This is a genomic window from uncultured Anaerobiospirillum sp., assembly GCF_902485895.1.
GTDB lineage: Bacteria > Pseudomonadota > Gammaproteobacteria > Enterobacterales > Succinivibrionaceae > Anaerobiospirillum > Anaerobiospirillum succiniciproducens.
This window is the reverse complement of record NZ_CABTML010000068.1, coordinates 21,160-46,636: the sequence shown is the minus strand read 5'-3', so window position 1 is coordinate 46,636 and position 25,477 is coordinate 21,160. Positions and strand designations below refer to the sequence as shown.

Here is a 25,477-nt window from a genome sequence, read left to right as displayed (position 1 = left end):
TTCAGACGTGTGCTCTTCCGATCTTTAATTATTTATGTATGGATAAAAACTCCAAATATATGGGATTGCTCAAACAAAACAAAACATACAGGCCATCTTTTTGAGTGAGTTGTGTTTGTCAAAGCGAATTGGCAGTGGTAACATGCTTGAGAGAACAAATGTCTTGCGAATTTTTATCAAGTATGAATACATAAAGCTTTGTGTAATTTACTCATACTATGCTTTACAATTTGCACGACACTCAAGTATACATTTTGCCTATCTAGGCTTATGTTTACTTGTTTCTTAGTTATGTTGATACATTTGCATTAACATAACTTATACACAAAGCAAATAGCCGTTTTGTCAGTTTTGACTTTATACAGCTATCGCCTTAGTCGTGATTTTAAATTAGCTGACTATAGCTGCTTTGTGCGCATTGATCTGAGTTGTTAGTTGAGCGACTCTCTTCAATGCGAGGCCGTCAACTTGATCGACGATGTTATGCATTGCTAGTCTTGCTTCTCTCTGATGCTTAGCACCTTAAGTCTGCTTGAGACTGCATTGTATAGCATCAACAAGTACTGCTATCCGTTTTAGTATCTTGTTGGCATAACTTTAAATTGTGAATTCATATTTTGTAACACTGTAGCCCTTGCTAAGTTGCGCTTGGATTGGCTGTCAACCTATGTACTAGCCAGGCTGATTTTAGTTAGTCTTGGCAATACGTTGTTGATTTGCTGCCTGTGCTCTCTTTGCAAGCATAGGTCTGTCCTCTTGTTTAGGTCACGACCTATTCACACCTTGTACTTGAGCTTTAGCTAAGATTACATAACTTGTAATACTACTTGCTAGTGCATATGAATGCTTATTTATAGGCATCTAATGTGATAATAAATAAAGCTTAAGGCACGATAGCGTTGCGTCATTGAATTTGCGAGCTTAAAAAGGCAAAACCTATGCTTTTCTTTTTCAATATGAGCACAAGAGCGAAGCTTCTAACTAGCTTCTTAGTTGTTATTCTCATCAACTTAGTTGTTTCTGTAACTACTATCGTCTCTTTAAACAATGTTCAAAAGAACGCAACTACAGTAGAAGATGTACTTAACGGTGCATTTACCCGTATTTACAATATCAAAGAGAGCCTCGAGAACCTTGAGCATCTTTTAAGCTCCGACTTATCTGACGCAGCAGCTGGCGAAAGCTTCCCTAACTTACAATCAGAGACTGTGGCAGCAGTAAACGATCTGCGTAAAGCCGCTGATGTTATCAACGTAGATTATTTAGGTACTATTCAGTACAACCAAACTGCTAGTGCTCTGCGTAACAATATCTACACTGCCTTAGGCTTCGTCGATAAAGAAGTCATCCCTCGTCTGCGTGGCAACAATATCGACCTGCAAAAAGCCTACGAAATCTACATGGAGAAGGCTGAGCCTGTTGTCTTTAAGGGCATTCAGAACGCCTCTGAGATCTTCAAGCTCCAAAATCAGTACTGTATTGAGCTTTTTGCTAAGTCTACTGACAAGGCAACTATCTACGTCGACATTGCTATGACCATTTTAGGCGCAATCGTAGCTTTGTCTTTAGCCATGATGATATCTAACTACATCTCCAAATCACTCGAACACCAAATTGCACTTTTAGATAACCTAAACAAGGGTGACTTCTCTGTAAGCATTCAAGATGGTTACAAAGATGAGTTTGGCAAGAGTCAGAAGATGCTCAAGGCCATGCGTAATACCTTATCAGACGTCATCTCTATGACTAAGACTGACTCTGAGAAACTACAAAAACAGATGCAGGATCTGCAGCAGATTGCTAAGCGCATGACTGACGTATCTGACAGCATCCAAAACCAGTCTGTAACTGTAGCCGCTGCAGCTGACCAAATGGTATCTACCACTACAGATATTGCTCATAACTGTGAAAGCGCAGCAGCAAGCTCCAAAATGTGTCGTGAGATCACCAATGGTGGTGTAGAAAAGGTTAACAGTGCAGTTAGCAACATTCGTCTGCAAAGCGAGCACACTAAGGATAACGCTGCCAAGATTGAGAATCTGGCCCGTCAAACCAACGATATTGGCTCTATTGTTTCCACCATTGACGATATCGCTGCTCAGACTAACTTACTGGCTTTAAACGCAGCTATTGAGGCTGCTCGTGCTGGTGAGGCAGGCCGTGGCTTTGCCGTGGTTGCTGATGAAGTTCGTGCGTTAGCATCTCGCACCTCAAGCTCTACCCAAGAGATTTCTCGCATGGTTAAGAGCATTCAAGAAGAGGCTGCCACTGCTACTAGTTCCATTAATGACTCTGTTGCCAATATGGATATCGTGGCCTCTGATGCAGAGCAGATTATGACCATCTTAAGCGACATTAATGAGCACGTAAGCGCCGTTAATACTCAGATTACCCAGATTGCAACTGCAGCAGAAGAGCAGACTGCCGCAACTGGTGAAATCTCCGGCCACATGCAGACCATCACTCAGGTTGCCTCCGACATGCGTGAAGATGCTCAGCATCAGTATGGAGTTATGGAAGGCACCACTAAAGACCTCAATGACCTCTTAAAGGAACTCTCATTCTTCAAGACTCACCCAAAGCACAGCTAGTCTCAATAGCAAGACTGTGCGCATAAGGCCTACTAATGTGTAGGCCTCCATCATAATCTAGCGCCCAACAGCGCAAATTGCAGTTAAGATTAAAAGCAGTCTGGTGTTTAACTCGACTGCTTTTTTATTCTCAGCGCACACAAAAACGCATCACCATCAGCGCCTACCTAGCCCCACTTTCCTTTCAGCGCCCGCACACAGAATCAGTTGCAAATATAGTTTGTCGCACATTCCACCATGTTTTATCATGCCACCTGCAGTTTTTCTTTTCAGTAAGATCCTTCGTCTTTCTCGCACTGCACTTGCCTTTAGCCACAGTGCATTGACAGCGGGTGAGGCCTTATCTTGATGTCAGCTTACAGGTAGTAATAGCTGTATTGATTGCATTATGAATGGAGTGCGTGAATGCATACGTGACTTGTGAAAGAGCTGACTGCGTGAATGCATACATGGATTTTGAATGCAGTGACAGCATGATTGTTAGATTGATTGCTTGCTTGCTTGCTTGCTTGCTTGCTCGCTAGTTTCTTGCTGGCCCGTTTGCCCGTTTGCATGCTTTCAGGTTGGCTAGCTTGATAGATAGTTCGGTGAGCTGGATTGGTGGGATAGCTATTGATGAGGGGTTATGATGTGCAAACGGCTGCACCAGGCAGCCGTTGTAGTGATGTTTGAGCTTGTGAGCTATAAGATGGTTTTGGTCTTGCTCAAATGCAAGTTAATGGCTATGAGTGAACACCGCCAACCTTGAGCCAGTTTTCAAAGCAGTTTTTGTTGTGCCACAGTACATAGCGTGGATCTGGCCAAGCACTGCGATCGGCAGGAAGGATTAACTCCTTACCATCATAGGCCATGTAGTCCTCACCATAGGCAGTACGTACGGTGGAGCTAACCTTAGCAACTAACTTTTGACCCCCGTCAGTATAGATAAAGGTGATATAGCCAGTCTTGAAAAGCTGATAGAGGTCTTGACGCAGTACTACACCATTAGCTGACTTTTGGAATTTAGAGTCATAGAAAGGCTGGATATGCGCAACAGCCAGTACCGGCAGAGCACGTACACCTGAGATTGCACAGCGGAAATCGTAGGCATTTAAGACACGAGCTTGGAACTCAGCAACATATGTCTTGGAGTTACGATGTGATGCAGCATAGTACATTCCATGCCAATCAGCGCCATCATTGGAGATGTAATTGTCGCGTCTTTCAAGCACACGGGACTTAAGGTAACGACCACAAGGCTCGCTTAAAGGCAGTGTGAACTGATGTCTTTCGCTAATGTACTGATCAAGCTCATGAGGCAGCTTAATCACATCGCCCGTATCAAAGATGAAGGTATGAGCAAGCTGTGCCATGGATAAGGAGCTATCCTCATTACCGCCACGCTGCTTAATGTCGTTTACAAAGTCATCAAAGTTATAAGCGCCATTATGTACGCCATATAAATCCCAAGCATCACGTACGCTTAAGGACTTCCAGCGTAAGAAGTATGCGCCGCCAATTACGTAGTAAAAAGAATCTTCTTGTCTAAAGAGCAAGACCAAGGTGCCAGGGTCAAGGTTAGAGCACTCTTTGTCGAACTCATTATCGCCTAAAGACCAGAGGCTGGCGTTATTAGATCCACCTAACAGGTATTCTTCAGTAAGGATATGTGCAAGCTTCTCTGAGGCTCTCCACATCATAATTGACTTAGGCTTATCCATCAAAAACTCCTTTAGGCACTGATCCTACCAAGGACAGCAGATCTTAGGCTTAGCCCTAAGCTGTATCCTTAGGCCCTGAACTTCTAGGCATCCCTCTTTGAGGTTGCATCCTCTATTGTAGTGTCAAAACGACCTAAGGTTTTACTTAGCTCAACATTTTTTGTGCCCGCGCACGTTTTACCATCTGTAAAGTGCCTGTAACGGCAACCATCCTAGGTTAATTAACCACTCAGAGAGCATCAAGTGCCACGATCGCAATACGGGACGCAACGCTCCCTTGTCCAATACCAGCTAATAATTGCTCAACTGCTATGGTTTATCTATGACGTTCAATACTAAGTGTGGCTGTTGCTTATGTAAATGGAGCATGTTCAGATTGGTAGGCCATGGCCATAGATAGGGTTTTAAAGTCACAAAGATGTGGTGGCAGCAGATAAGATTCTGTAAAAGCTCTTGCGCGGCTTGAAAGCTTAACTCTTTTGAAGAGCCCATATTGGCCAAGAGCACTTAAATCTTTCATGGGGATTGTACTTGTCTTGAGTGCAGTGATGCTTGCAGGTAAGACAGACCAAGGATAAGGCTGCGTAAGCTTTATCCTTGGCAAGGGGCAAGAAGATAAGGCCGACTTAGCTTTATCCTTGCAAGTGGCAAGAAGATAAGGCCGACTTAGCTTTATCCTTGGCGTGGGCAAGTAGATAAGGCCGATCGGGCTTATTTGATGGTCTTAGCGCTTAAGGGTATAGATATTCTTAAGGCGCTCGAGTGCGGCTTTGAGAGTTTCGTCTTTTTTGGCAAAGTGGAAGCGGATGTAGTTTTGGACATCTTCTTTGAAGAAGGATGAGCCTGGTACTGCGCCTACACCAACTTTTGCAGCTAAGTCCTCACAGAACTCATGATCTGAGCTATAGCCAAAGTCACCAATATCTACTAGTACGTAATAAGCACCCTGAGGGCTATAGTAACTTAGACCAATCTCATCTAGACCTGAGCAAAATAGTGCACGTTTTTGCTCATACTTTTCTTGAAGATCTTCATAATAGCTATCTGGCAAGGTAAGGCCTGCAATTAAAGCCTCTTGCAGTGGAGCTGCAGCGCCTACGGTTAAAAAGTCGTGTACTTTACGCACCGCATCGATAATGTGAGCAGGACCCTGTACATAGCCTAAACGCCAGCCAGTAATGGAATAAGTCTTAGAAAAAGAGTTGCACACTAAAGTACGCTCTTTCATGCCATCCATAGTAGCTAAGTGAATATGCTTATATGGCTTGTAGATGATGTGCTCATATACCTCATCAGTGATCACAAAGGCATCATAGCGCTTCACAATCTTGCAGATAGTCTCCAGCTCTTCTTGAGTAAAGACCTTACCGCATGGGTTAGATGGGTTACATAAGATAAGTGCCTTAGCTCCCTGCTTAAAAGCATTCTCTAGTTCCTGCTCATCAAAGGTGAAGGCTGGTGGCTTGAGCGGAACATAGATTGGCTGAGCATCACATAAGATAGAGTCAGCACCGTAGTTCTCATAAAAAGGTGAGAAGATTGCTACCTTATCCCCAGGGTTTACAGTAGCTAAAACACTAGCCATCATGGCCTCAGTCGAGCCACAGGTAATCACCAGCTCGCTATTGGGATCGACCTTTTGTCCTGAGAAGTGCTCAATCTTCTTAGCTAAAGCCTCACGTACATTCTGCGCACCCCAAGTAATGGCGTACTGATGTGGGCCGGTTAAAGCTACCTTACTTAAGCACTCAGTGAGCTCTTGTGGCGGATCAAAATCTGGAAATCCCTGAGAAAGATTAATAGCATCGTATTTGAGACAAACTCGAGTCATGCGACGAATAACCGAGTCGGTAAATGAAGCGGTACGTAATGAAGTTTGCATCGATTATCTCTTTTTAATCAAAAAGTCCCAAATGAGCACGCCCTGCAAAGCAAACAAACCGTCTAGCTGTGCAAAGCCATATAAAGCAAACTAAGCCTCTCGCTATGCAAAGCCATGTAAATGCTAAATGTTTTGCAAAGCCATTACCGGCAAGCGCTCAGCAATTCAAGTTACAAGCTTGAGCCGTGTGGCAATGCCTTGCGCACATCATCTAGCGCCCGCACACGAGAGTGCATAGAGCAGCAAAGAGCACATAGCAGCAAACTGTTGATAGCTGCAATCAGCACATACTGCACCATATTGCGATCTGCAAATGGTGCCAAGAGCAGTTAACAGGTGCAGCGCAAGATCTTATGGCTTGTAATCTTATGGCCTGTTATCTTTCGACCTTGCGATCTTAAGCTTTAATAGACTCTGCACGGTCCCTGTACTCTTTGTATGCCTCGCCTTTATTAGCATGTGAGATCTGGCTATAGAGCTCATAGTGAGGTGGACAAGTGGATGCTCTGCTGCTGATTTTTCCTTTGGGAATAAATTAAGTGACAGTGGCATAAATAAGAGGCCTGATGGTCTAAAGCTATTGCTATGATTGTACTTGAAGCCTCTTATGCTGTATCTATTTATGAGCTATTGAGAATAGCCGCTGCCACGATTGAATAAGTTATCTGGGTCTAAGGCTGACTTAATCGCTCTCATGAGAGCTAGCTCGTCTGCATTAACCTCAGATAAGAAGTAATCACGCTTATGACGGCCTAGACCATGCTCAGCTGCTACCTTGCCGCCAAGCTCATAAACTCGATGGTAGAGTGATGACAAGATATTCTTTAAGGTCTCAGGCCATAAAGAGACGGCTAAATCATCCTTGAGAATGCACAGATGTACATTACCATCACCTGCATGACCAAAGGCAAGGATACGCACACCAGACTTCTCGGATAGCTCTGATACATAGTCTACAAAGTCGGCAATGGAGCTTAATGGCACAACAGTATCTACAGGCTCCCAAATACCAGAGGCTTGCACGGCCTTGGCTAAGGCTGAGCGTACTGTCCAGACAGTGTTAGCAGTTTGCTCATCATCAAGTGCTAAGAACTCAATGTCATGATGTTCTTTGAGTACTTGAGCGCATCTTAATAAGCGCTCATGTGCCTCTCCTTCTTGACCATCAAAAGTGACGACGAGATATGCAGTGCACTGTGATAACGGGAATGACTTTCCAACAAATTCCTCACCAATAGCAATAACTTTGCGTTCCACAAACTCAATGGCGGTAGGCTCTAGCAGTGCACGCTTAATCTCATTTACTGAAATGATAGCCTCATTAAGCGACTTAAAGCCCACTAAGGCATGACAAGTACTCTCAGGCTTGTCGATAAGACGTAAATAGCACTTAGTGATGACGCCTAAAGTACCTTCAGACCCAATCAATAAATGCTTAAGGTTTAGTCCAGTACTATCTTTTAGGCACTTAGTGCCTAAGGTTAAGAGCTTGCCTTGAGGGGTCACCACTTCAAGTGCCAATACATAGTCACGAGTAACACCGTACTTAACTGCTCGCATGCCGCCAGCATTAGTAGCGATATTACCGCCAATGGTGGCGTTCTTTTCGGCAGGATCTGGTGGATAGAATAAGCCACGCTCCTCAACATAAGCTTGCAAGTGACAAAGCAGTACGCCAGGCTCAACAACAATAGTTCTATTGTCCTCATCGAGCTCTAAGATACGATTAAGTCCACTGACATCAATGACAATGCCGCCTTGAGGAATAGTTGAGCCTACTAGGTTAGTACCTGCTCCACGCACGGTAACGCATTGCTTGTGCTCATAGGCCCACTCTACTACCTTTTGTACATCTGCAGCTGAGGCTACCTTTACATAGACTGCAGCATTACCAATCATGTGGCCTAAAAAGTCGGTTAACAAATGCTCATCAATGGCTCTACCAACTACTAATTGAGCATCAGCACTAAGCTCATCTTTAAGCTTAGTGAGGCTCTTATCTAAAGCTAAGTTATTGCTTTGCATATTCTTTTAGCCAGGAGTAAAAAATCCTGGCCACTCCAAAATTAATCGATTTTACGACCCACAGCCCCACCCTCACATCCACGCTGTAACGAGCTTAATGCCCCGCGATCCCACCGACATCTGATTACGCCTAAGAGCTATAGCCTCTATCAAGCTATAGTCTCATGCGTGCCCTCAACTGCGCTACCTCGCCTAGCTCTATGGCTCAGCTCTACAGCTCTTCATCTTGGCGCTGACGCTGCCAGCTAGATGCTGCAACGCACTTGTCAGGACAGCAAATGCACACCATAGCTACTCATCGGCTCCTTTAGCTATTAGCAATTAATTGCTATGAGCTTGTCTAGTAGCTATAGAGGCTTTAGCAGCCATTATGTGCTGTGCGCTGCCGGTGCAGCTGCAGTTGCAGTTGCATGAGCAGGTGCTGGTGCAAGGCCTTTGCTGAAGACCCTCTTAAATTATTGAGGAAAACGTCTTTGCAAAAGGCACTGTGGTCTAGTTTGTGGCACCTTTAGCTTATGGTTTATCGGCTTTTCGGCTTTTATTGGGTAAAAAAGTCTGATGCGGTAGTGAGGTGCTTGTGGCTGCTATTTGCTAAGATTGTTGGCCCACTTGTCGCCAAGGTACTGTACTAGCTGTACAAAGAGCACCAAGAAGACAATGACAAAGAGCATCACGCCGGTTTCGTAGCGGTAATAGCCATACATAATGGCAATGTTTCCAATACCGCCGCCACCGACCATGCCAGACATGGCAGAAAAACCGATGAGGCTAATGAAAGTCACGGTAAAGCCACGAATTAAGCCAGGTGCCGCTTCAACTAACAAAACCTCTTTAATGATGAGAGACTTGCTTGCGCCCGAGGCAATCGCTGCCTCAATCACACCTGCATCAACTTCCTTTAATGAGCCTTCAACTAAGCGGGCATAAAAAGCAATGGCGCAGATAGATAAAGGCACTGCAGCTGCCACTGGACCAATCTTGGTGCCAATAAGCGCAAAGGTAAATGGCAGCGTGAACACCACTAAGATAATAAAAGGAATGGAGCGCACTACATTTACGATATAGCCAAGTACTGAGTTGAGCTTGCGAGAGTTAATAAAGTCCTTGTGATCGCTAAGGTAGAGCACCAAGCCACAAATAAGACCAAAGACAACACCAAGCACAGTAGAGATGCCGAGCATGATGGTCGACTCCCAGGCAGCCTTAGCAAACTCACGAGAAAGAATTTCTAAAGTAGCGTCTAACATGGTTACTCCTTAGTCTCAACTGACTTAGTTTGAGTGCCATAATCAATATTTGCTACTGAATCCATGGCTTTAGAGTTTAGATCTACTAACACTTGGCCGTGCTCTTTGATGGTCTTGATAAAGGCACTGTGTCCAATAAAATCTAGCACTTGACCATGGTCTACATTGGCTTTACGCACCGAGATAATGAGGTTGCCTAGCGGCTTATCGGCAATATACTCAATACGACCGCCTAAGATACTAATGTCTGCATCAAAGCGCTTAATGGCCTGAGCAATAACACTGTCGTAAGCTTGCTCTTCTTTGTAAGTAATCTCGTAAAGATTGTCCTCACTTTCAAGAAGCTGACGTGGCAGCAACAAGGCATCATGACGTGCAATCATTGCCTTGCCGTATGCAGAACTTGGCTTTGCAAAGAGATCGTAAGTACTGCCGTTTTCTACCACACGGCCATTTGCCATCAGAGCCACCTTGTTAAACAAGCTTTTGGCGACTTCCATTTGATGGGTAATGAAAAGTACAGTTAGGTTACGCTCTTGTTTGAGCTTTTTAAGCAGAGCTACGATTTCACCTGTGGTATCAGGATCTAAAGCTGAAGTAGCCTCATCACACAGTAAGATCTCAGGATCATTAGCTAAGGCACGTGCAATAGCCACACGTTGCTTTTGACCACCTGATAGTGATGGTGGATAGACACTCTCTTTGCCTGACAGTCCCACTAAAGCTAAGAGCTTAGGGACTTTTTCTTCAATTTCAGAGCGACTTGCACCACAAGCCTTTAAATTGAAGGCTACATTTTCAAAAACTGAGGCATTTTTGATGAGGTTAAAGTGCTGAAAGATCATACCGATCTTAAGGCGCATAGCACTAAGCTCTTGAGCGCTTAGTTTGTCACTTACCTCTTTACCTGAAACTATGACACGACCTGAGCTTGGCTTTTGCAGCAAGTTCACAGTACGCACTAAAGTTGATTTGCCAGCACCTGATTGGCCTAGCACTCCGTAAAAGTCGCCCTTTTGTATATGCAGCGACACGTTATCAACAGCTACATAATCACCAAACTTAACAGAAACATCCTCAAAGCGGATCATGATGTTCTCCTAAGTGCAGCCATACGCATCAAAAAACAAATGCTCACGACAGCTAAGGACATAGATATCCCCACTCTGCCTTAATGACTGCACTACAATTACTTAGACGAGCCTTGCTTTAGGCCACATCAAAGACCTATCCTCTGTCTTTTACGTTAATATGGCCTTAAAAGCATCAGTAATATTAGGCTGCTACCTTAACTAAGGTCTCAGCAAACTTAGGAGAGAACATCATGGCTGTCTTGTCGCCCTTTGCAGCATCCTCTGCATCATCTGCAGGTGCGGCATCTGCAGCTGGGGCAGCTGCGTCAGCGGCGGTGTCAGCGGACTCATCGGTGGCCGCTACCTCATCCCACCATACAGGACGGGTGAATTGATCAAATTTGCTATCCTTTACAATAGCGTCTTTGAACTTTTGTGAGTGGATGACCTTGTAAAAGAGATCCTTTAAAGCCTTGTTGTCGGCCTTGACAGCTACTACGTTCTTAATTGGCTCTTTAACGTCCTCGACGCTCAGGGCCTTAGAAAAATCTAAGTTAGCAGCATAGGCAAAGTTGCCTGGTACAAAGCCTATGGCTACAGAATCTAAAGAGCGAGCAATCTGAGCTGCGTCCATTGGGACAAACTCAAGAGAGTATTTGTTCTCAGTGATATCAGCGATGCTAGCCTTGTTGTCATTAACTTGCTTGTTGAGCTTGATAAGACCTGCTTTTTGCGCCACATCTAAAGAACGGCCAAGATTAACTGGGTCATTAGCAATAGCTACTTTGTCACCGGCCTTAAGCTCATCATATGATTTGATGTTAGCTGAGAATACGCCCATGCCTAAGGTTGGGACGTTAATAACTGACTCAAGCTTAACGCCTTGAGTCTCAACAAAATTGTCAAAGTAAGCCTGGTGCTGGAATAAGTTAGCCTGGATATCACCGCTATCTAAAGCTAAATTTGGCTGAACATAGTCACTAAAAGTAATGACCTCAACCTTGTAGCCTTCCTCAGTTAATAGCGGGGCAATCACGCTCTCAACCATATAACCATATGGGCCTGGACAAACGCCTACCTTCATGACCTGCTCACTAGCAGAAGTAGCTTGAGCGGTCTTTTGGTTATCGTCACCGCCGCAGGCAGTTAAGAAGAGTGTGACAGCAAAGAGGCTGCCTACTAAAGCTTTGGTTTTCATGAAAAATCTCCACTAGATGCACATTAACAGTGCTCTTTTCTCGCAATGCGCCGCTGCGCTTTCCTACCTAACTCATCAGAGCAATCAACACTTGGCTACCTTGGATTAAGTAGTATTAACTGAGGGGTACAGCAAGCAACATTTAGTTTTGCAGCCTACGTCGCCTAAGCGACTGCAGTGTTATGAATACATTGATTACCGAATGTGTTTTAACTGTAAGCTTTTGAAGTTTTTTTGGTCAATGCGCTATAACTACATGCATTTTTTCGGTGCTAGAAAAATGCCCTTTGATAAATAAAAGTGCAGTATTTGCTCTCATTTAGCCCAAAATAGGAAGTAAATCACATCAAAAGCCGTTCAAACGTATGGTTAATGCACCATTATTAAGACCTAACGAGTGCTAGTCGGATATTGCTTATTGGCCGCACTGAACCTTGGATACAAATGCCTTTGCTAGTCTTGAACATAAATGCCCTGGCTCTACTTAGATTGCCAGAATGGATCTCCTTGCTGCATGCGACTAGCTTTGAATGGCTTGCTTGATGGCATATGACTGGCCTTGCTTAGCTTGGTTGGACAGCCTTGGTTGAGGGTGCACTGGGCTTGCTTAGCTTGGCTGGACAGGCTTGGATGTGGATGCACTGACTGTGCTTTGCTTGGTGAAGAAGGGATGCATTGATTTTACTTTTCTTTTAGAAAATGATGCTCATTGGCCTTGGATGTGGATAGCGGTGGTGCTTGTGTTATTGAGGGGTGCTGGACTGATGGCAATTGCAAATAACAGGATCTAAAAACGCAAAACCCCCGAAAGCTTTGCCTACGGGGGTTTTGCGGGGAATCTTAGCTGCTAGATAAGTGATGCATGGGCATCTAAAGTTAGGATGCCTTTGCAGGACTTATTGAGCACTAAGGTATTAGTAGTTGATAACAGCGCGGCGGTTCTTCTGCCATGAAGCCTCAGCGTGACCTGGGTCTAAAGGCTTCTCCTCACCGTATGAAACGATAGAGAGCTGGTTTACATCAACACCTAAGTTTTGCATGTAGCGGGCTACAGCACGAGCACGGCGCTCACCTAAAGCGATGTTGTACTCAGGGGTACCACGCTCGTCGGTGTGACCTTCGATGATGATACGAGAATCTGGGTTATCACGTAAGTACTGAGCATGAGCCTGCATTACAGATACGTACTGATCTTGAATCTGATCAGAGTCGTACTTGAAGTAAACAGTGTTGTTCTCGCGCAGAGCCTGTGGGCCTGAGTAGTTAGGATCGTAAAGACCGCCTTGTGGTGCATTTGGATCGCCAATTACTAAAGCGCCAGATGAATCAACGCCGGTCATAACGTTCTCATCGATACCGCCATAACCTAAGTTATCCTCAACGAATACGTCACCTGACATGTTATCCATGCCATTGCCATCTTCAATCAACGCACCGTCTTCGGTTGAGGTGGAGCAAGCTGTCAGGCCAAACATCATTACGCCTGCAAACAATGCTAAGTAATGTCTCATCTTCATAATAAAAAATCCTTAATTGCCTGTATGCAATAAGCTAGATATCAGTAAGTGCCTATTTTTCAGGCAATGGGCCCCAAGATGGAGCGCTGATTTCGCCGTTGTTGCTTGAAGGAAGATTTGCCTTGAAACGACCATCGGTAGAAACAAGAGCTAGACCCTTACGGCCTTTGTAAACTGTTGAGTAAATAACCATTGAACCATTAGGCGCAACGGAAGGTGACTCGTCTAAGTTAGAGGTAGTCAGCATGTAGATGGAACCATCCTTATCTACACGAGCTACACGGTAGCCATTTTGTCTAGTGATAACAATCAGAGCGTCAGAACCTGGAATTGGACGGCTTGATAAATTCATAGCGCCCTGATAGGTAATACGCTCAGCTTCGTTAGTGCCAATATCCACAGCATAAATCTGTGCACGACCACCACGCTCTGAGGTGAAGTATATACGCTTAGAGTCTGATGACCAAGATGGCTCAGTATCAATAGCACGGTTGTTAGTTACACGATGGTACTTAGAGGTTACCAGATCGTAGTAATAAATTTCTGGCTGGCCGTCCTTAGACAGAGTAAATGCAATCTTGTTGCCATCTGGTGACCAAGCTGGTGAAGAGTTTAAGCCTGGGAATGAAGCAAGCTTAGTACGCTTCTTAGTGAAGATATCCTGAACATAGATAGTTGGTGCTCTACGCTCGAATGATACATACACTAAACGCTTACCATCTGGAGACCAGTTTGGAGTCATTACTGGCTCGGTAGAGCGCAGAATGGCTACTTCATTATATCCGTCATAATCAGAGGTCATGAGCTGATATGGGAAGCGATCGCCAAAGCGGTGCACGATATAAGCAATACGTGTTCTAAAGGCACCTGGCTGACCGGTTAATAACTCATAGGTTCGATCTGAAACTAAGTGAGCAGCCTGACGTAACTGACGGGCGTTAGCAGTAACACCGCGACGCTCGGTTAATGGCTTGCCCTTGTTAGCACCCTGTACACCGTAGATCTGATAAACCACTTGGAACTTATCAGAATTAGCTACAGGAACAACTTCGCCTGAAACCACTGCTTCAGCACCGGATGAGGCTAAAACGTCGAAGTTTACACCGCCATTTACAATCGCACCTTGCGGCAGCTGATTGTAAGTAACTGCAGCAAACTTGCCCGAACGGGTAAGGTCTGCACTGACGATACCGCTAACATCAACAGGTACTTGACCTGTAGTCTTAAACGGTAACACTACGACACGACGGCCCTCATTGATACCGCCAGTGATCTCTAGTTGTAGTGCTGCCTGTGCGCTTGTCATTAAAACAAGACATGCCAAGGCAGCGCCTATGAATCGAATAAAGCGCATGGATCCCCCACTTTGACAATACAGTAGCGATAGTTTAACAAAGCAAACGGCTTTGGCGTCATATTAAAGTGCAATTTTGTTGGTTGTACACCATCACTTGCCCAAGCTGGTGCAATCACTTTGACAACGTGTAATATCTAGGCAATTTGAGCAAAGCCTTATCTATAAGCCTTTTGTAAGCAATTCGCAGCATGTGTGCACACAAATTAGGCACGATCTTAAAAGACAAGAGCTTTGTCAGAAAAAACTAAAAACGTCCCTTTGACTTGGTACTCTAGATCTAATATGCACTATTAGGATTAAAGCAACTTGATGGGAGCAACCTTACTTAATTTTCAAGTTCTTTAAAACTAAAAAGCCTCAGTCTCAGGACAAATCTAAGACTAAGGCTATTGTCGGCAATAATATCAGCAGTTAAATTAGGATGACCAAGCTAAGCTAAACAGTACCAAAGGATTTATGGAGATTTTAGAAGCTAAAAGACTCTCCATCTTCTGGGATAATAAAGTTTGCTATTTGTCTCTTAGTTAACAAGCCTCTCATCTCATACCTACTTATTGAGGCATGAGCTACTGTATCCATATGAGAAATAATAAGATGAGCCTCAGGCAAGGTTGCAGCTACACAAGCTACATCTTCATCGTTCATAATTAGCCTACCAAAGCCCTCAAGTTCGGCTGCACATGCATTTAGCAGTACAACCTCAGGATTATGTTTACGTAGTGCCTCTTGCAACTCTGAATACCAAATAGTATCACCACAAGCCATAAACTTGGGCTCTTGATAGGACTCAAGACAAAAGCCACTAGCTTGACCACAAGTCTCAATTGTTCCATGACGACATGGGGTTTTAGTAATAGCAATACCCTCAAAGTCAGTGCCTTGTGCTGACAAAACTCTAACATCTTTAAAATTATTTTGCCTCAGAATGCTAGCATCTTCATCGTTTTGTACAAAAACAGGAAGATCGTGAGGTAAGCAATCACCTATATGACCATTAGGCATCATATCTACATGATCAGGGTGTATATGGGTAATAATAATGGCATCAACATCACGTAAAATTTCCTCAACACTCATAGGCAAAGGAGCAATAGGCATAGGAATATTAGCCTTCATCTTATCTTGCAACTTAAATACATTAGGTACCATCTGTGCAATAGAGCCTAAAGCATATTGAGGCGCTAACCATGGGTCTATTAGTATAGACTTATTCTGATAGGATATTTTTACAGTAGCATTTCTAATCTGCTGAACTAACATACATTTTCCTCACTAACGAAAACAGCTATGAAGTGATGAGAAAATTCTATAAAGCTATCATTACTATGAAAAGCAACTAACATGAAATAATACGCAACCATATGGTTGCTGGAAAAGCAGATGAACCTACATCATTTAGAAATCTTTTTAGCCGTTTGCCATGCAGGTAGCTTACAAGGTGCTGCCGATAAATTAGGCATATCTCGTCAAGCAGTTAGCAAAGCTATCAATGCTTTAGAAAGCTCATTAGGAACAGCTTTGTTTATTAGAGAAGTTAGAGGCATTACACTAACTACCACTGCTTATGTATTTAAAGAGCATGCTCAAAAAGTAGCCATAGAGCTTGCAGCTATAAGAAAATTAAGAAATATTGAGCTACTTCCACGTCGCCCGCTCATGATTTATGCTTTAGATCATGTTTTTTCCTATATTGGCTCTGACTTTATGGTCGAGTTTGCTAATCAAGAAAAACGAATCACCTTAAGTGTAGTAGAAAGTACTGACGAAAATGCTTTATTAGCTTTAGAAGCAGGTAAGTGTGAGTTAGCTATAGTGTATGGCCCTTTTGATGAAGAACGTTTTGAGGCTATACCTTTGTTCGATACCAGATATACAGTTAGAATGCTTGCTACCCATCCTTTAGCAACCAAAGAACTGCTTACTCCTCAAGACCTACTGGGCCAAAAGATTATTGGCAAAGGTCGCTCTTATAGCTGTTTTACTAAATCTTTTGATGAGATTTTAAACAAATATAAAGAAGAGGTAGATATCATTGCTGAGACCTCTGATGAGGCTCTTTTAACTGAGCTAATATTAAAAACTAACGCTCTTGCTGTAGGCTATGACTACTCATACCAATTAGACAATACTCTCATAGTTGAAAAACCTTTGCATAAAACTCCTCACGACACCAAAGTCACCATCTGTTTAGTTAAAAGAAGAGGTACTGTATCCACCTATGCAGCCTCTGCTTTTGAGCAGAGTCTAATTAATTACTTAGCCACCAAGCACTCCTGATTGCTCCCTTAAGAGCTTGTATACCTCGATTCAAAGAACTCCAGACCTGCCTTTTAGCAGACACGGGTTAGCTTTTTTAAATTTGTCCAATCTTTAGACCTTAGATGTAGATTGAGCCATCTTCTTTAAGCGGGAATTTAGTTCGCAAGCACCCAGAGAGAGTGGTTTTGGATACCACTGACGGAAGACGGTATAAACCTACTGCACGCATAATTGCAAATTGTGCATACTTCAAAGGAACTTCTTTTAATAGGCCTTCATTTGCAACATCATGAGCTCTGTAAGTTCTATCGTCAGTTATCGCCTTGTTTACGATGTATACAGGCTCAGTATTTGTGTTGATTTGAGTCTTGCTAAGAGTCATATTGTTCATAACCTCTATGATTTGCTCAAGGTTTAATAAATGACCCTCGTCATGCAGTTTCTTCTTAAGTAAACACACTAGTGTCAGAGCCATGAAACACAGTAGTACATGTGCTTTAATATGCCCGGATGTATATCCAAACACCGGCATGATCTCAAGATCGCTCTGCATGATTCTAAAGCAATCTTCAATATGCTTAAGCTGACCGTAAAGCGATGCAACCTGATTGACACTTATCTTAGCTACCCCAGCGCCATTTTCTACTGCTAAAAATTCCATGCATCTGTATCCAGCAATCGCCCTTTGCTTAGCCACATAGTCATGATTAACACCGCTAATCTCACGACCGTCACTGCTTTCTTTTGTTATTGCATAAGCAGCATAGCAACTATTTAAATAGTTTATCTTGGCTTTGTCTTTAACCATCTGCTCAACTTTGGCAACCGCTTGATCGATAGCAATATCATCACGCTTCTTACTTTGCTCATCAAAAGTGAAGATTAAGTTGCTTGCAATCTCACTACCGTCTGTATACTCATGGGTATAGTCGCTAACTATCTTGTACTTTGAGCATGGGTCATTCTCATAAATGTCTTGGTAGCCCTCTAAATCAAGCATTTTCTGTTCATAAGCGCCTAGGCTTGATACTTTATGCAAAACGATAAAGCCCATTCCTAAGCTCTTTATCATATTCAGATTTTGTTCAGAGTTTAGATAGCTATCGGCAACAACAATTGCGTTGTTGATGGCGTACTTTGCTTGTAAGCCCTCTATGGCTTCTCTTAATGTGTGAACCTCAGACTCATTGCCTGAAATGACATCATAGTCCACAGGAAGACCATATTTATCAATGACAAGTAATACAGAACCTGCTTGATGCTCAAAACCGTTCTCTTGAGCTTGACTGTTAGTATTAGCTACCTCGTAAAAGAACAAAACAAACCTATCTTCACCGTAGTTCTGAGTAATTGCACGGTTTATTCTAGCAATCAGCATGTCCTTGTTTTCTTGGATGATATCTAAAGCACTGTACATGTCTGAAAGAGAAAGTGGCTCTTTTGTCGTTCCTAAAAAATGAGCATGGTTGTTGTATGTAGCTTGTAAAGAGCTACCGCCTAATGCCTTTTTAAACACCAAAGTAGAAACTAAGGCGTTTAGATCTAATTCGGTCTTGTACTTTTGATTCTTTAGATAGGTCAGCGGATCGTGCATTTTAAGCACATCGCTCCACAGTCGCTTAAGTACAAAATGTCCGTAGATGAAAGACTGTGAATATGACTCATACAAATCAGCATCAGGCGCATCTGAGTCGATGTATTCCTCATTACGCACGGCTAAAGCTTGCCTTTCCTTAGCTCTGTCTTCACGCGACTTGTACTTTTTCTTGAGCTCGTCAAGAAAGCCAGGGTTCTCTTTTTCAAGTACATCCAGTCTTCCGAAGTTCTGAATCTTTCTTTTAGTATTCTTGCCGGTCTTTGGATCGCGAATGCTTTCCAATAGATATACGTACTTCGTAACCTTATCTTTGACTTTTCTTGTTTGGACTGAAATATACATACTAACCCTTGTATAACCTTTTTTTGTATCTACATTCTAGTGGATTATCAAGACCCCAAAAAATGCAATTGCATGCGGTTTATCGCTACAATTGCTTCTTAGAAAGTGCTAAAGTCGGGTATAAGCCTTTTGTAAGCAATTCTTATCATGTGTGCACACAAATTTGGCACGTTCTCACAAGACAAGGGCTTTGTCAGAAAAACTAAAAACACCCCTCATACAGTGTGAAAGACAAAAGCCATTATTAATAAGTGGGGGCTCACCGAATCAGATCGCATGTTATCTAATTATTTCCATTCTCATAAATGATTACATTTAGCTGAGGTTTGAAGCTAAAAAGGTCATCAGTAATGGTTTTTATCGAAGGATATAACTCTTCGTATAATTGCTCGGCATCTCTTTGTGGGCTAAGAGTGCGAACAAGCTTAATCGTAGACCCTGAAATGAAGTTACATGGAGAAGGCATACCCGGTATAAGTAGCTGAAGTATTAGATTGTAGCCGTTATAGAAAGCTGCAATCTCATTTGCACTATTGAGGTTAAAGCACCTTGCTATCATGATTACCATATGCACTATATGCACAGGATATACTACGCGACCTGGACTTCTTGCATCCTTAATCCGTGAATTTACTGTTTCTAAAAGAGCATGGATCGAGCTTAGGTCATAAGTTTTCAATCTTTCATAGATTGCCGTCGCCTCTGCAAGCACCAGCTGTGCATCAACTCCGCACTCTTCCTTGCGCCTTCTAGCTCGTTGCAAAAAACTCCTCTGATAAGGACGCAAATGCCTCAGTGGATATTGGACATACCTTAGATCGAGCTATACCACCTTCTTTAAGAATTGCCGCAAAACGCAAGACCTTTTCGTTTGCTCGCATACCTTTACCTCTGCTTAGAATTAATAATTTGATTCATTAAACCTAAGCATAGCCATATGATAAGAAACTACAATAGCTGCAGCTGTTTGATTATTGATTTGCCTACTAAGACCAAATGCTACTGTTGTTTGTTGTTAACCACATACAACAGCGCCACTGCTTTTAAGGGCAATGGCGCGTAAATTAGTCGTTAACGTTAGCTTACGTTAGCAGCACTAAATCTTTGGTGTCATGGTGATCACGATAGTGCTGCAGTCCTTACATCCTTGTGGAGGACGAGGCAACATACCAATTAGATTAAGGGTAGAGACGGCACTAGCACATACTGATTTATCGCCATCGCATTTTAAGTTGTAGATTTGACCACCATCATCAACTGATACAGTCACCACTACTTTCTTACCATTCATCGATGGATCAATACGCCAGTTCTGCTCGATTAACTGCTGAACCTTAGCACCATAAGTCTGAGATTCATTTGAACCAGTACCAGAGCCTAAACCTACGCCATCATTAGTACCATGAACCTGTCCTAAAAGATCACTTTCAAGATCATCGGCCTGCTCTTTTTGCTGTGCCTCAAGACGCTTTTGTTGGTCTTCAAGCATTTGCTTAGCTACTTTTTCAAGCTCAGCCTTCTTTTTGGCCTCTTCTGCTTTCTTTTTAGCTTCTTCGGCTTTCTTCTTCTTTGCCTCTTCCTCAGCCTTCTTCTTAGCTTCAGCCTCGGCCTTCTTCTTGGCCTCTTCCTCAGCTTTCTTCTTAGCCTCAGCCTCCGCCTTCTTCTTAGCCTCTTCAGCCTTCTTCTTGGCCTCTTCTGCTTTCTTTAGCGCAATAGCCTTTTGGCGTTCGGCCTCAGCTTTCTTTTGAGCCTCTACTTGTTTAGCAAGCTCAGCTCTCTTTGCAGCCTCTGCCTTGGCCTTAGCTGCAGCTTCAGCCGCTTGCTTGGCAGTATCTTGAACTTTATTTTGCTGAGGCGGCTTGCCTTGTGGTGATCCTTTAGCTGGGGGCACATTAACCATGGTGGCATGCATGATTTGGCCGGTCTTTTCTTCTGGACGCTTAGGTTTGTCTAAAGACACGTTAATCGCTAAAACAGCTAGCAGAACGCCGTGAATAGCCAAAGCTATAACAAACGCTGGACCAATTCCGAGTTTCACAGACTACTCCACCATTTAACTAAAAACCTAAAGTACCACCAAAGCTTGCAAGCTTGTCCACCAGCTACCTAAATGGGTGGGCATGGAAGCTTTGTTTGTACAAACGCGCTCTTGCCTATTTACCAGCTACCTAAATGGGTCGGCATTGAAGCTTTGTTTGTACAAACACGCTCTTGCCTATTTACTAGCTACCTAAATTGGGTAGGCATTGAAGCTTTGGTAGTACAAACGCGCTCTTGCCTATTTACCCACTACAGGAATTGGGTCGGTAACTAGACCTACGCTTTGTACGCCAGCTTGCTTTAAAGCATTCATTAGACGAATGACGCTATCGTAAGCAACCTGGGCATCGCCTTGAACCACTACAGGACGGTTAGGATCTTTGCGCAGTTCTTCGGCAACTACTTTGCCTACAGTATCGAGATCAGGGATCTTAACGCTCTGAGTATCGACACTAACAAAGTACTGACCTGCCTTATCTACAGTCGCAATAATTGGGGTACGCTGATCTTCATTCATAGCCTCAGCCTCAGCTTGAGGCAGATCAACTGTTACACCCTGCATTACTACTGGAGCGGTGGCGATAAAGATAACGAGCAGCACCAACATAACATCGATGTATGGCACTACGTTAATCTCGGCTACAGTGCGGCTCTTACGTCTACGACCACGGTCTGCCATCTACTTAACCTCCAAAAACTCTAGGGGCCATCAGCACCTGATGGGCGATTGCGACGTGGAGTCTGACCACCTGGAGAAATGTAGTGCGGAGCGTCATCAGCCTTCTTTTGCTGCTGACGGTTATCAAAGTTATTGCCTGAGCGATAAGTGCTCTCAGGCTTTAAACCCTGATTTGGCTTAACTGCAGTTGCAGGGCCGCCTGGTAACTGGGCATTTACATTGTTATTGCTAGCATTGCGTGGAGGCACTACACCGCGATAACCTGCAGCCATATTGCGATCGTTAAGCTGCTGAGGGTTTAAGTTGCGGTTTGCGGCGCTCACACCACCTAAGGTGTTAGCAGCTGCTCTGCGGTTTTGATTTTGCTGAGCTGCACGCTGTGCATTCATATCCTGATTTGCCACAGCAGGACGGGCTTGCTCTTTAATGCTTGGCACCTGAACTGGATTTGGATTGGACTTATGACCAGCTACAGCCTGAGCGATAGATGCAGCCTCATCAGACTGATCAAATGGCTCGTCATACTCTTGTTGGTAGCTATCGCCCTCAGGAGGTCTAGATGGATTAATGGCATTAAGGTTGTTCATTGCACTTAAATCATTGCCATCTGGAGAAGAGCCCATGTTTACAGCAACTGGAGTTGGAGCACTTGGCTGTGCTTGGTTCTGAGCATTGTCCTGATTAAACTGCTGACGATTTAACTGGGTGCGAATGGTTACTAAACGACGATTTAAGATGGTGGAGAACTCATCCATGAAGTTGTAGTAGCGATTCTCTAATGCCTCAACCTTAGTTACGAAACGGTTGTAGAACATAACAGCTGGAATAGCCGCAAACAGACCCATAGCAGTTGCAATCAGCGCCTCAGCAATTGGAGGGGCAACCATGGCTAAAGTAGCGTTCTTAACTGCAGCTAATGCTACGAAGGCATGCATAATACCCCAAACGGTACCAAACAGACCGATATATGGACTGATAGAACCAATGGTAGCTAAGGTTGGCAGATTGGTTTCAAGCAACTCTACTTCACGTGAGCAAGCAACCTTCATCTGACGGTATGTGCCGTCCATAACTACGTCTTGATCAGCTGGTCCTGAGTTAACTAAACGCACGAACTCTTTAAAGCCTGCTGAGTAGATAACTTCTAAACCAACGAGATCATCAGGACGCTGCATACACTCTTGGTAGAGATTATTAAGGTCAATACCTGACCAAAAGCGATCTTCAAAGGCATCAGCCTTGGCTCTACCCACGCGATACTGATTATTACGCGAAATGATGATGGTCCAGGATGCAATGGAAAGTCCTAATAAGAACAGCATCACACACTGTACCAAGAAGCTGGCATTAAGGACCAGCTCGGTAAAGGAGAGCGCTTCCTGAGGTTGCATAAATCAGTATTCTCCACACTATGAAGCAAATTTGAGTGTATCTACTAGAATCGCCTGCCCCATAGATAATATGGATTGCAATAGCGTTCTTTTCATTATTCGATGCACAGCATCAAAGCCAAGCCAAAGTCTCTTGCACAAAGCTTTGGTGGCGTTCATAAAACTATGCCGTCTTTATAAACAGCAACTGCAGAATCGTGACAAAAGATCACACCCTTCAATTGCGCTTAATGATGTACAGCTAATAAAGCTAACAATTGTACAGTCTTTTTGCTGCTTACTAGCTGATTTTTTTCAGCATATAGACAAAGACAGCACCAAAAGGGTCACTAAGATCAAAGTTAAGCGATACAAAACCAAAGGCGAAAAGATCTTAGCTTGACTAAAACGAGTACAAAACTACAAGCCGAGTACAGAACTTCAAGCACTGCAAAATGCCCATCTTATGCTTGTATGATACAAAGATGCTATTAGGCAAAACTTAGCAGCATCTAAGCTTTAGCAAAAGTGCTACTCTCTTAAGGCCCTCGCAAAAGTGCTACCGTCTTACGGCCCTTGAAAAAGTGCTACTGTTTTAAGGCCATAGCACTAATTCTTGTAATTATTTGGGGCTAGCACAGAGTCTTGTAATCCTCAGGAGCGAGCACCTCTTTAACCTTGTCTGAAAAATCTGCAGGAATTACCTCTGGGCGATTAGATGCAAAGTTGATATGCGCAATGGTTGAGCGCATGGCAAAGAGCACCTGACCTGCGTCATTTTTGATCTCTTGGTACATCTCTAAATAAGAGCGGCGCAACAGCACAGGCACACAAGTTACGGTGAGCATATCCTCAAGTTTTGCAGAAGAGATGAACTTAGCGGTGATCTTGGAGACCACAAAGCCCTTTTTCTCCTCATCTAAATGTTGTTGCTGATTGTAGCCTACTACCTCACGAACAAAATCAGTCCGTGCTCTTTCACAGAACTTAAGATAGTTTGCGTGGTAAACAATGCCGCCGCAATCAGTATCTTCGTAGTAAACCCTAAACTTACAAGAAAACTCATTAAGGCTCATCGCAAACTCCTGCTATGCCTAAACAACAATATACAAATATCTAATGACAGCCTAAAAACCAAGCAACTCATGAGCTACCATCACAGCAAGACCACTATGAGATTACACTTACGTACACGCGCACATGAGGCTCCTGCAAATTCGGCAATATTCTCAGTGGCTGTTTTGCCAAAGCATCAAGACACTAGCACGAGATCAAATGTAAGCACCATGATACGCCCACAGAGTTCTTAGCGCTCCTATCTTAAGATAACATCGGTAAAGAAAAATGGGCTATCGCTCTTTTAGGCTTGCATTGGAGGATGCTCGATCGCTACAAGCTACTGAAATAATTGCAGCTGAAAAAGGTGCTTAGTGCAAGATCTTGCTCTTCAGATCTATTAGCTATTTGCTCGTGCGGCAGCTAAACGATCCATAGCATCGAACTTTTCATAGGCTTTGTCTGTGGCCACACGTCCCATACGGCTGCGCTGCACAAAGCCTTGCTGCAGTAAGTATGGCTCGACTACGTTTTCTAAGGTTTCTCTTTCGTAGCCTAAGGTAGCAGCAATGCTTTCGATACCAACTGGGCCGCCATTGAAGTCAAAGATCATAGATCTTAAGTAAGCACGGTCAAAATCGTCAAAGCCATCAACGTCGATCTTTAAAGTATCTAAAGCTTGCTTAGCCACTTCTTGAGTGATCGCGCCATTCGACTTTACCTCAGCAAAATCACGCACTCGCTTTAATAAGCGGTTGGCAATACGTGGAGTACCACGAGAGCGCTTGGCAATCTCCATGGCACCTTCCTTATCAATTGGTACATTGAGCTTCTTAGCTGAGGCACTAATAATGATAAAGAGCTCTTCTGGCGAGTAGTACTGCAGCTGCAAAATGATGCCAAAACGAGCACGCAGTGGTGAAGTTAAGGTACCAGCACGAGTGGTTGCACCAATGAGAGTAAAAGGTTGCAGACCGATCTTAACTGAACGAGCTGATGGGCCTTCACCAATAAGCACATCGACTTGATAGTCTTCCATCGCAGGATACATAAACTCTTCAATAACTGGAGAGAGACGATGGATTTCGTCAATAAAGAGCACATCTCTTTGACCAAGGTTGGTTAAAAGAGCTGCCGCATCGCCCTTCTTTTCTAAGGCAGGGCCTGAGGTGGTGCTTAAAGTAACACCGAGCTCATTGGCAATAATATTAGATAAGGTGGTCTTACCTAGACCTGGAGGGCCGAAGATCAGCACATGATCTAAAGCCTCGCCTCTTTTCTTGGCTGCTTGTAAATAGATCTCAAGCTGTTGCTTGGCATCTTCTTGGCCGATGTAATCTTTTAAAGTTCTAGGTCGCAGTGCGCGGTCTTCAGATGAGTCGAGAAGTTCTTGAACTGTTTCCTCTACAGTCTTTTCAGGACTGACATCGCGCTGAACCTCAGTCTCGAGTGCATCAGCAACAATACCTTTTCCCACATCAACCTCCTAACTGAAGATTACAAGCTAACCTAAAACAAAGCAGCCTAGGCATAAAAAGGCTGCT

The 25,477-nt window shown here is 43.6% G+C and carries 17 protein-coding genes and 1 pseudogene; 2 read left to right on the top strand and 16 right to left on the bottom strand.

All coding sequences use genetic code 11. The features are described from left to right. The first annotated feature begins 938 nt into the window (after window positions 1–938). Window positions 939–2,591, top strand: coding sequence for a methyl-accepting chemotaxis protein (locus tag RDO37_RS05750; RefSeq protein ID WP_308498410.1), 1,653 nt, complete (start codon window positions 939–941; stop codon window positions 2,589–2,591). 722 nt (window positions 2,592–3,313) lie between these two features. Here RDO37_RS05750 and RDO37_RS05745 read toward each other — a convergent pair. The 9 genes from RDO37_RS05745 to RDO37_RS05705 all read right to left on the bottom strand — a co-directional run bounded on the left by RDO37_RS05745 (window position 3,314) and on the right by RDO37_RS05705 (window position 15,850). Next, on the bottom strand, window positions 3,314–4,291 hold the full coding sequence (locus tag RDO37_RS05745) for a hypothetical protein (RefSeq protein ID WP_308498409.1): 978 nt from the start codon (window positions 4,289–4,291) through the stop codon (window positions 3,314–3,316). 724 nt (window positions 4,292–5,015) lie between these two features. Further along, complete coding sequence (locus tag RDO37_RS05740; RefSeq protein WP_027939871.1) at window positions 5,016–6,173, bottom strand: pyridoxal phosphate-dependent aminotransferase; 1,158 nt, start codon at window positions 6,171–6,173, stop codon at window positions 5,016–5,018. Window positions 6,174–6,800: 627 nt separating this feature from the next. After that, the gene (locus RDO37_RS05735) at window positions 6,801–8,198 is read right to left on the bottom strand and encodes an FAD-binding oxidoreductase (RefSeq protein WP_308498408.1); all 1,398 of its coding nucleotides are present in this window, start codon (window positions 8,196–8,198) and stop codon (window positions 6,801–6,803) included. A 584-nt stretch (window positions 8,199–8,782) separates the two neighbouring features. Beyond that, window positions 8,783–9,445, bottom strand: coding sequence for a methionine ABC transporter permease (locus RDO37_RS05730; protein ID WP_308498407.1), 663 nt, complete (start codon window positions 9,443–9,445; stop codon window positions 8,783–8,785). A gap of 2 nt (window positions 9,446–9,447) precedes the next feature. Continuing rightward, window positions 9,448–10,536 (bottom strand): ATP-binding cassette domain-containing protein, encoded by a 1,089-nt coding sequence (locus RDO37_RS05725; RefSeq protein ID WP_308498406.1) that lies wholly within the window; start codon window positions 10,534–10,536, stop codon window positions 9,448–9,450. A 184-nt stretch (window positions 10,537–10,720) separates the two neighbouring features. After that, on the bottom strand, window positions 10,721–11,716 hold the full coding sequence (locus tag RDO37_RS05720) for a MetQ/NlpA family ABC transporter substrate-binding protein (protein WP_308498405.1): 996 nt from the start codon (window positions 11,714–11,716) through the stop codon (window positions 10,721–10,723). A gap of 914 nt (window positions 11,717–12,630) precedes the next feature. Next, on the bottom strand, window positions 12,631–13,233 hold the full coding sequence (pal, locus tag RDO37_RS05715; protein ID WP_027939873.1) for a peptidoglycan-associated lipoprotein Pal: 603 nt from the start codon (window positions 13,231–13,233) through the stop codon (window positions 12,631–12,633). A 52-nt stretch (window positions 13,234–13,285) separates the two neighbouring features. Continuing rightward, a complete protein-coding gene (gene tolB / locus RDO37_RS05710) occupies window positions 13,286–14,587 on the bottom strand; it encodes a Tol-Pal system beta propeller repeat protein TolB (RefSeq protein ID WP_044121810.1) in 1,302 nt (433 codons plus the stop codon). A gap of 468 nt (window positions 14,588–15,055) precedes the next feature. After that, window positions 15,056–15,850, bottom strand: a complete 795-nt coding sequence (locus RDO37_RS05705) for an MBL fold metallo-hydrolase (RefSeq protein WP_308498404.1) — start codon at window positions 15,848–15,850, stop codon at window positions 15,056–15,058. Window positions 15,851–15,970: 120 nt separating this feature from the next. Between RDO37_RS05705 and RDO37_RS05700 the strand changes: the two genes are divergently transcribed. Beyond that, the gene (locus RDO37_RS05700; protein WP_308498403.1) at window positions 15,971–16,867 is read left to right on the top strand and encodes a LysR family transcriptional regulator; all 897 of its coding nucleotides are present in this window, start codon (window positions 15,971–15,973) and stop codon (window positions 16,865–16,867) included. A 100-nt stretch (window positions 16,868–16,967) separates the two neighbouring features. Here the strand turns inward: RDO37_RS05700 and RDO37_RS05695 are convergent, their stop codons facing one another. From RDO37_RS05695 to ruvB, 7 genes and pseudogenes are all read right to left on the bottom strand, one after another. Then, on the bottom strand, window positions 16,968–18,788 hold the full coding sequence (locus RDO37_RS05695; protein ID WP_308498402.1) for an IS1634 family transposase: 1,821 nt from the start codon (window positions 18,786–18,788) through the stop codon (window positions 16,968–16,970). A 283-nt stretch (window positions 18,789–19,071) separates the two neighbouring features. Further along, on the bottom strand, window positions 19,072–19,551 hold the full coding sequence (locus tag RDO37_RS05690) for a hypothetical protein (protein WP_308498401.1): 480 nt from the start codon (window positions 19,549–19,551) through the stop codon (window positions 19,072–19,074). 333 nt (window positions 19,552–19,884) lie between these two features. Next, entirely contained in the window at window positions 19,885–20,826 is a 942-nt protein-coding gene (gene tolA / locus RDO37_RS05685) for a cell envelope integrity protein TolA (protein WP_308498400.1), read from the bottom strand. Window positions 20,827–21,066: 240 nt separating this feature from the next. After that, window positions 21,067–21,507, bottom strand: coding sequence for a protein TolR (gene tolR / locus RDO37_RS05680; RefSeq protein WP_027940056.1), 441 nt, complete (start codon window positions 21,505–21,507; stop codon window positions 21,067–21,069). Window positions 21,508–22,217: 710 nt separating this feature from the next. Continuing rightward, window positions 22,218–22,898 (bottom strand): annotated as a pseudogene (tolQ, locus tag RDO37_RS05675) (protein TolQ); the annotation flags it as partial. A gap of 611 nt (window positions 22,899–23,509) precedes the next feature. Then, a complete protein-coding gene (locus RDO37_RS05670) occupies window positions 23,510–23,953 on the bottom strand; it encodes a YbgC/FadM family acyl-CoA thioesterase (protein ID WP_308498399.1) in 444 nt (147 codons plus the stop codon). 380 nt (window positions 23,954–24,333) lie between these two features. Further along, window positions 24,334–25,410 carry a Holliday junction branch migration DNA helicase RuvB gene (gene ruvB / locus RDO37_RS05665; protein ID WP_303074541.1) on the bottom strand — a complete coding sequence of 359 codons (1,077 nt, stop codon included), beginning with the start codon at window positions 25,408–25,410 and terminating at the stop codon, window positions 24,334–24,336. Window positions 25,411–25,477 lie beyond the last annotated feature (67 nt).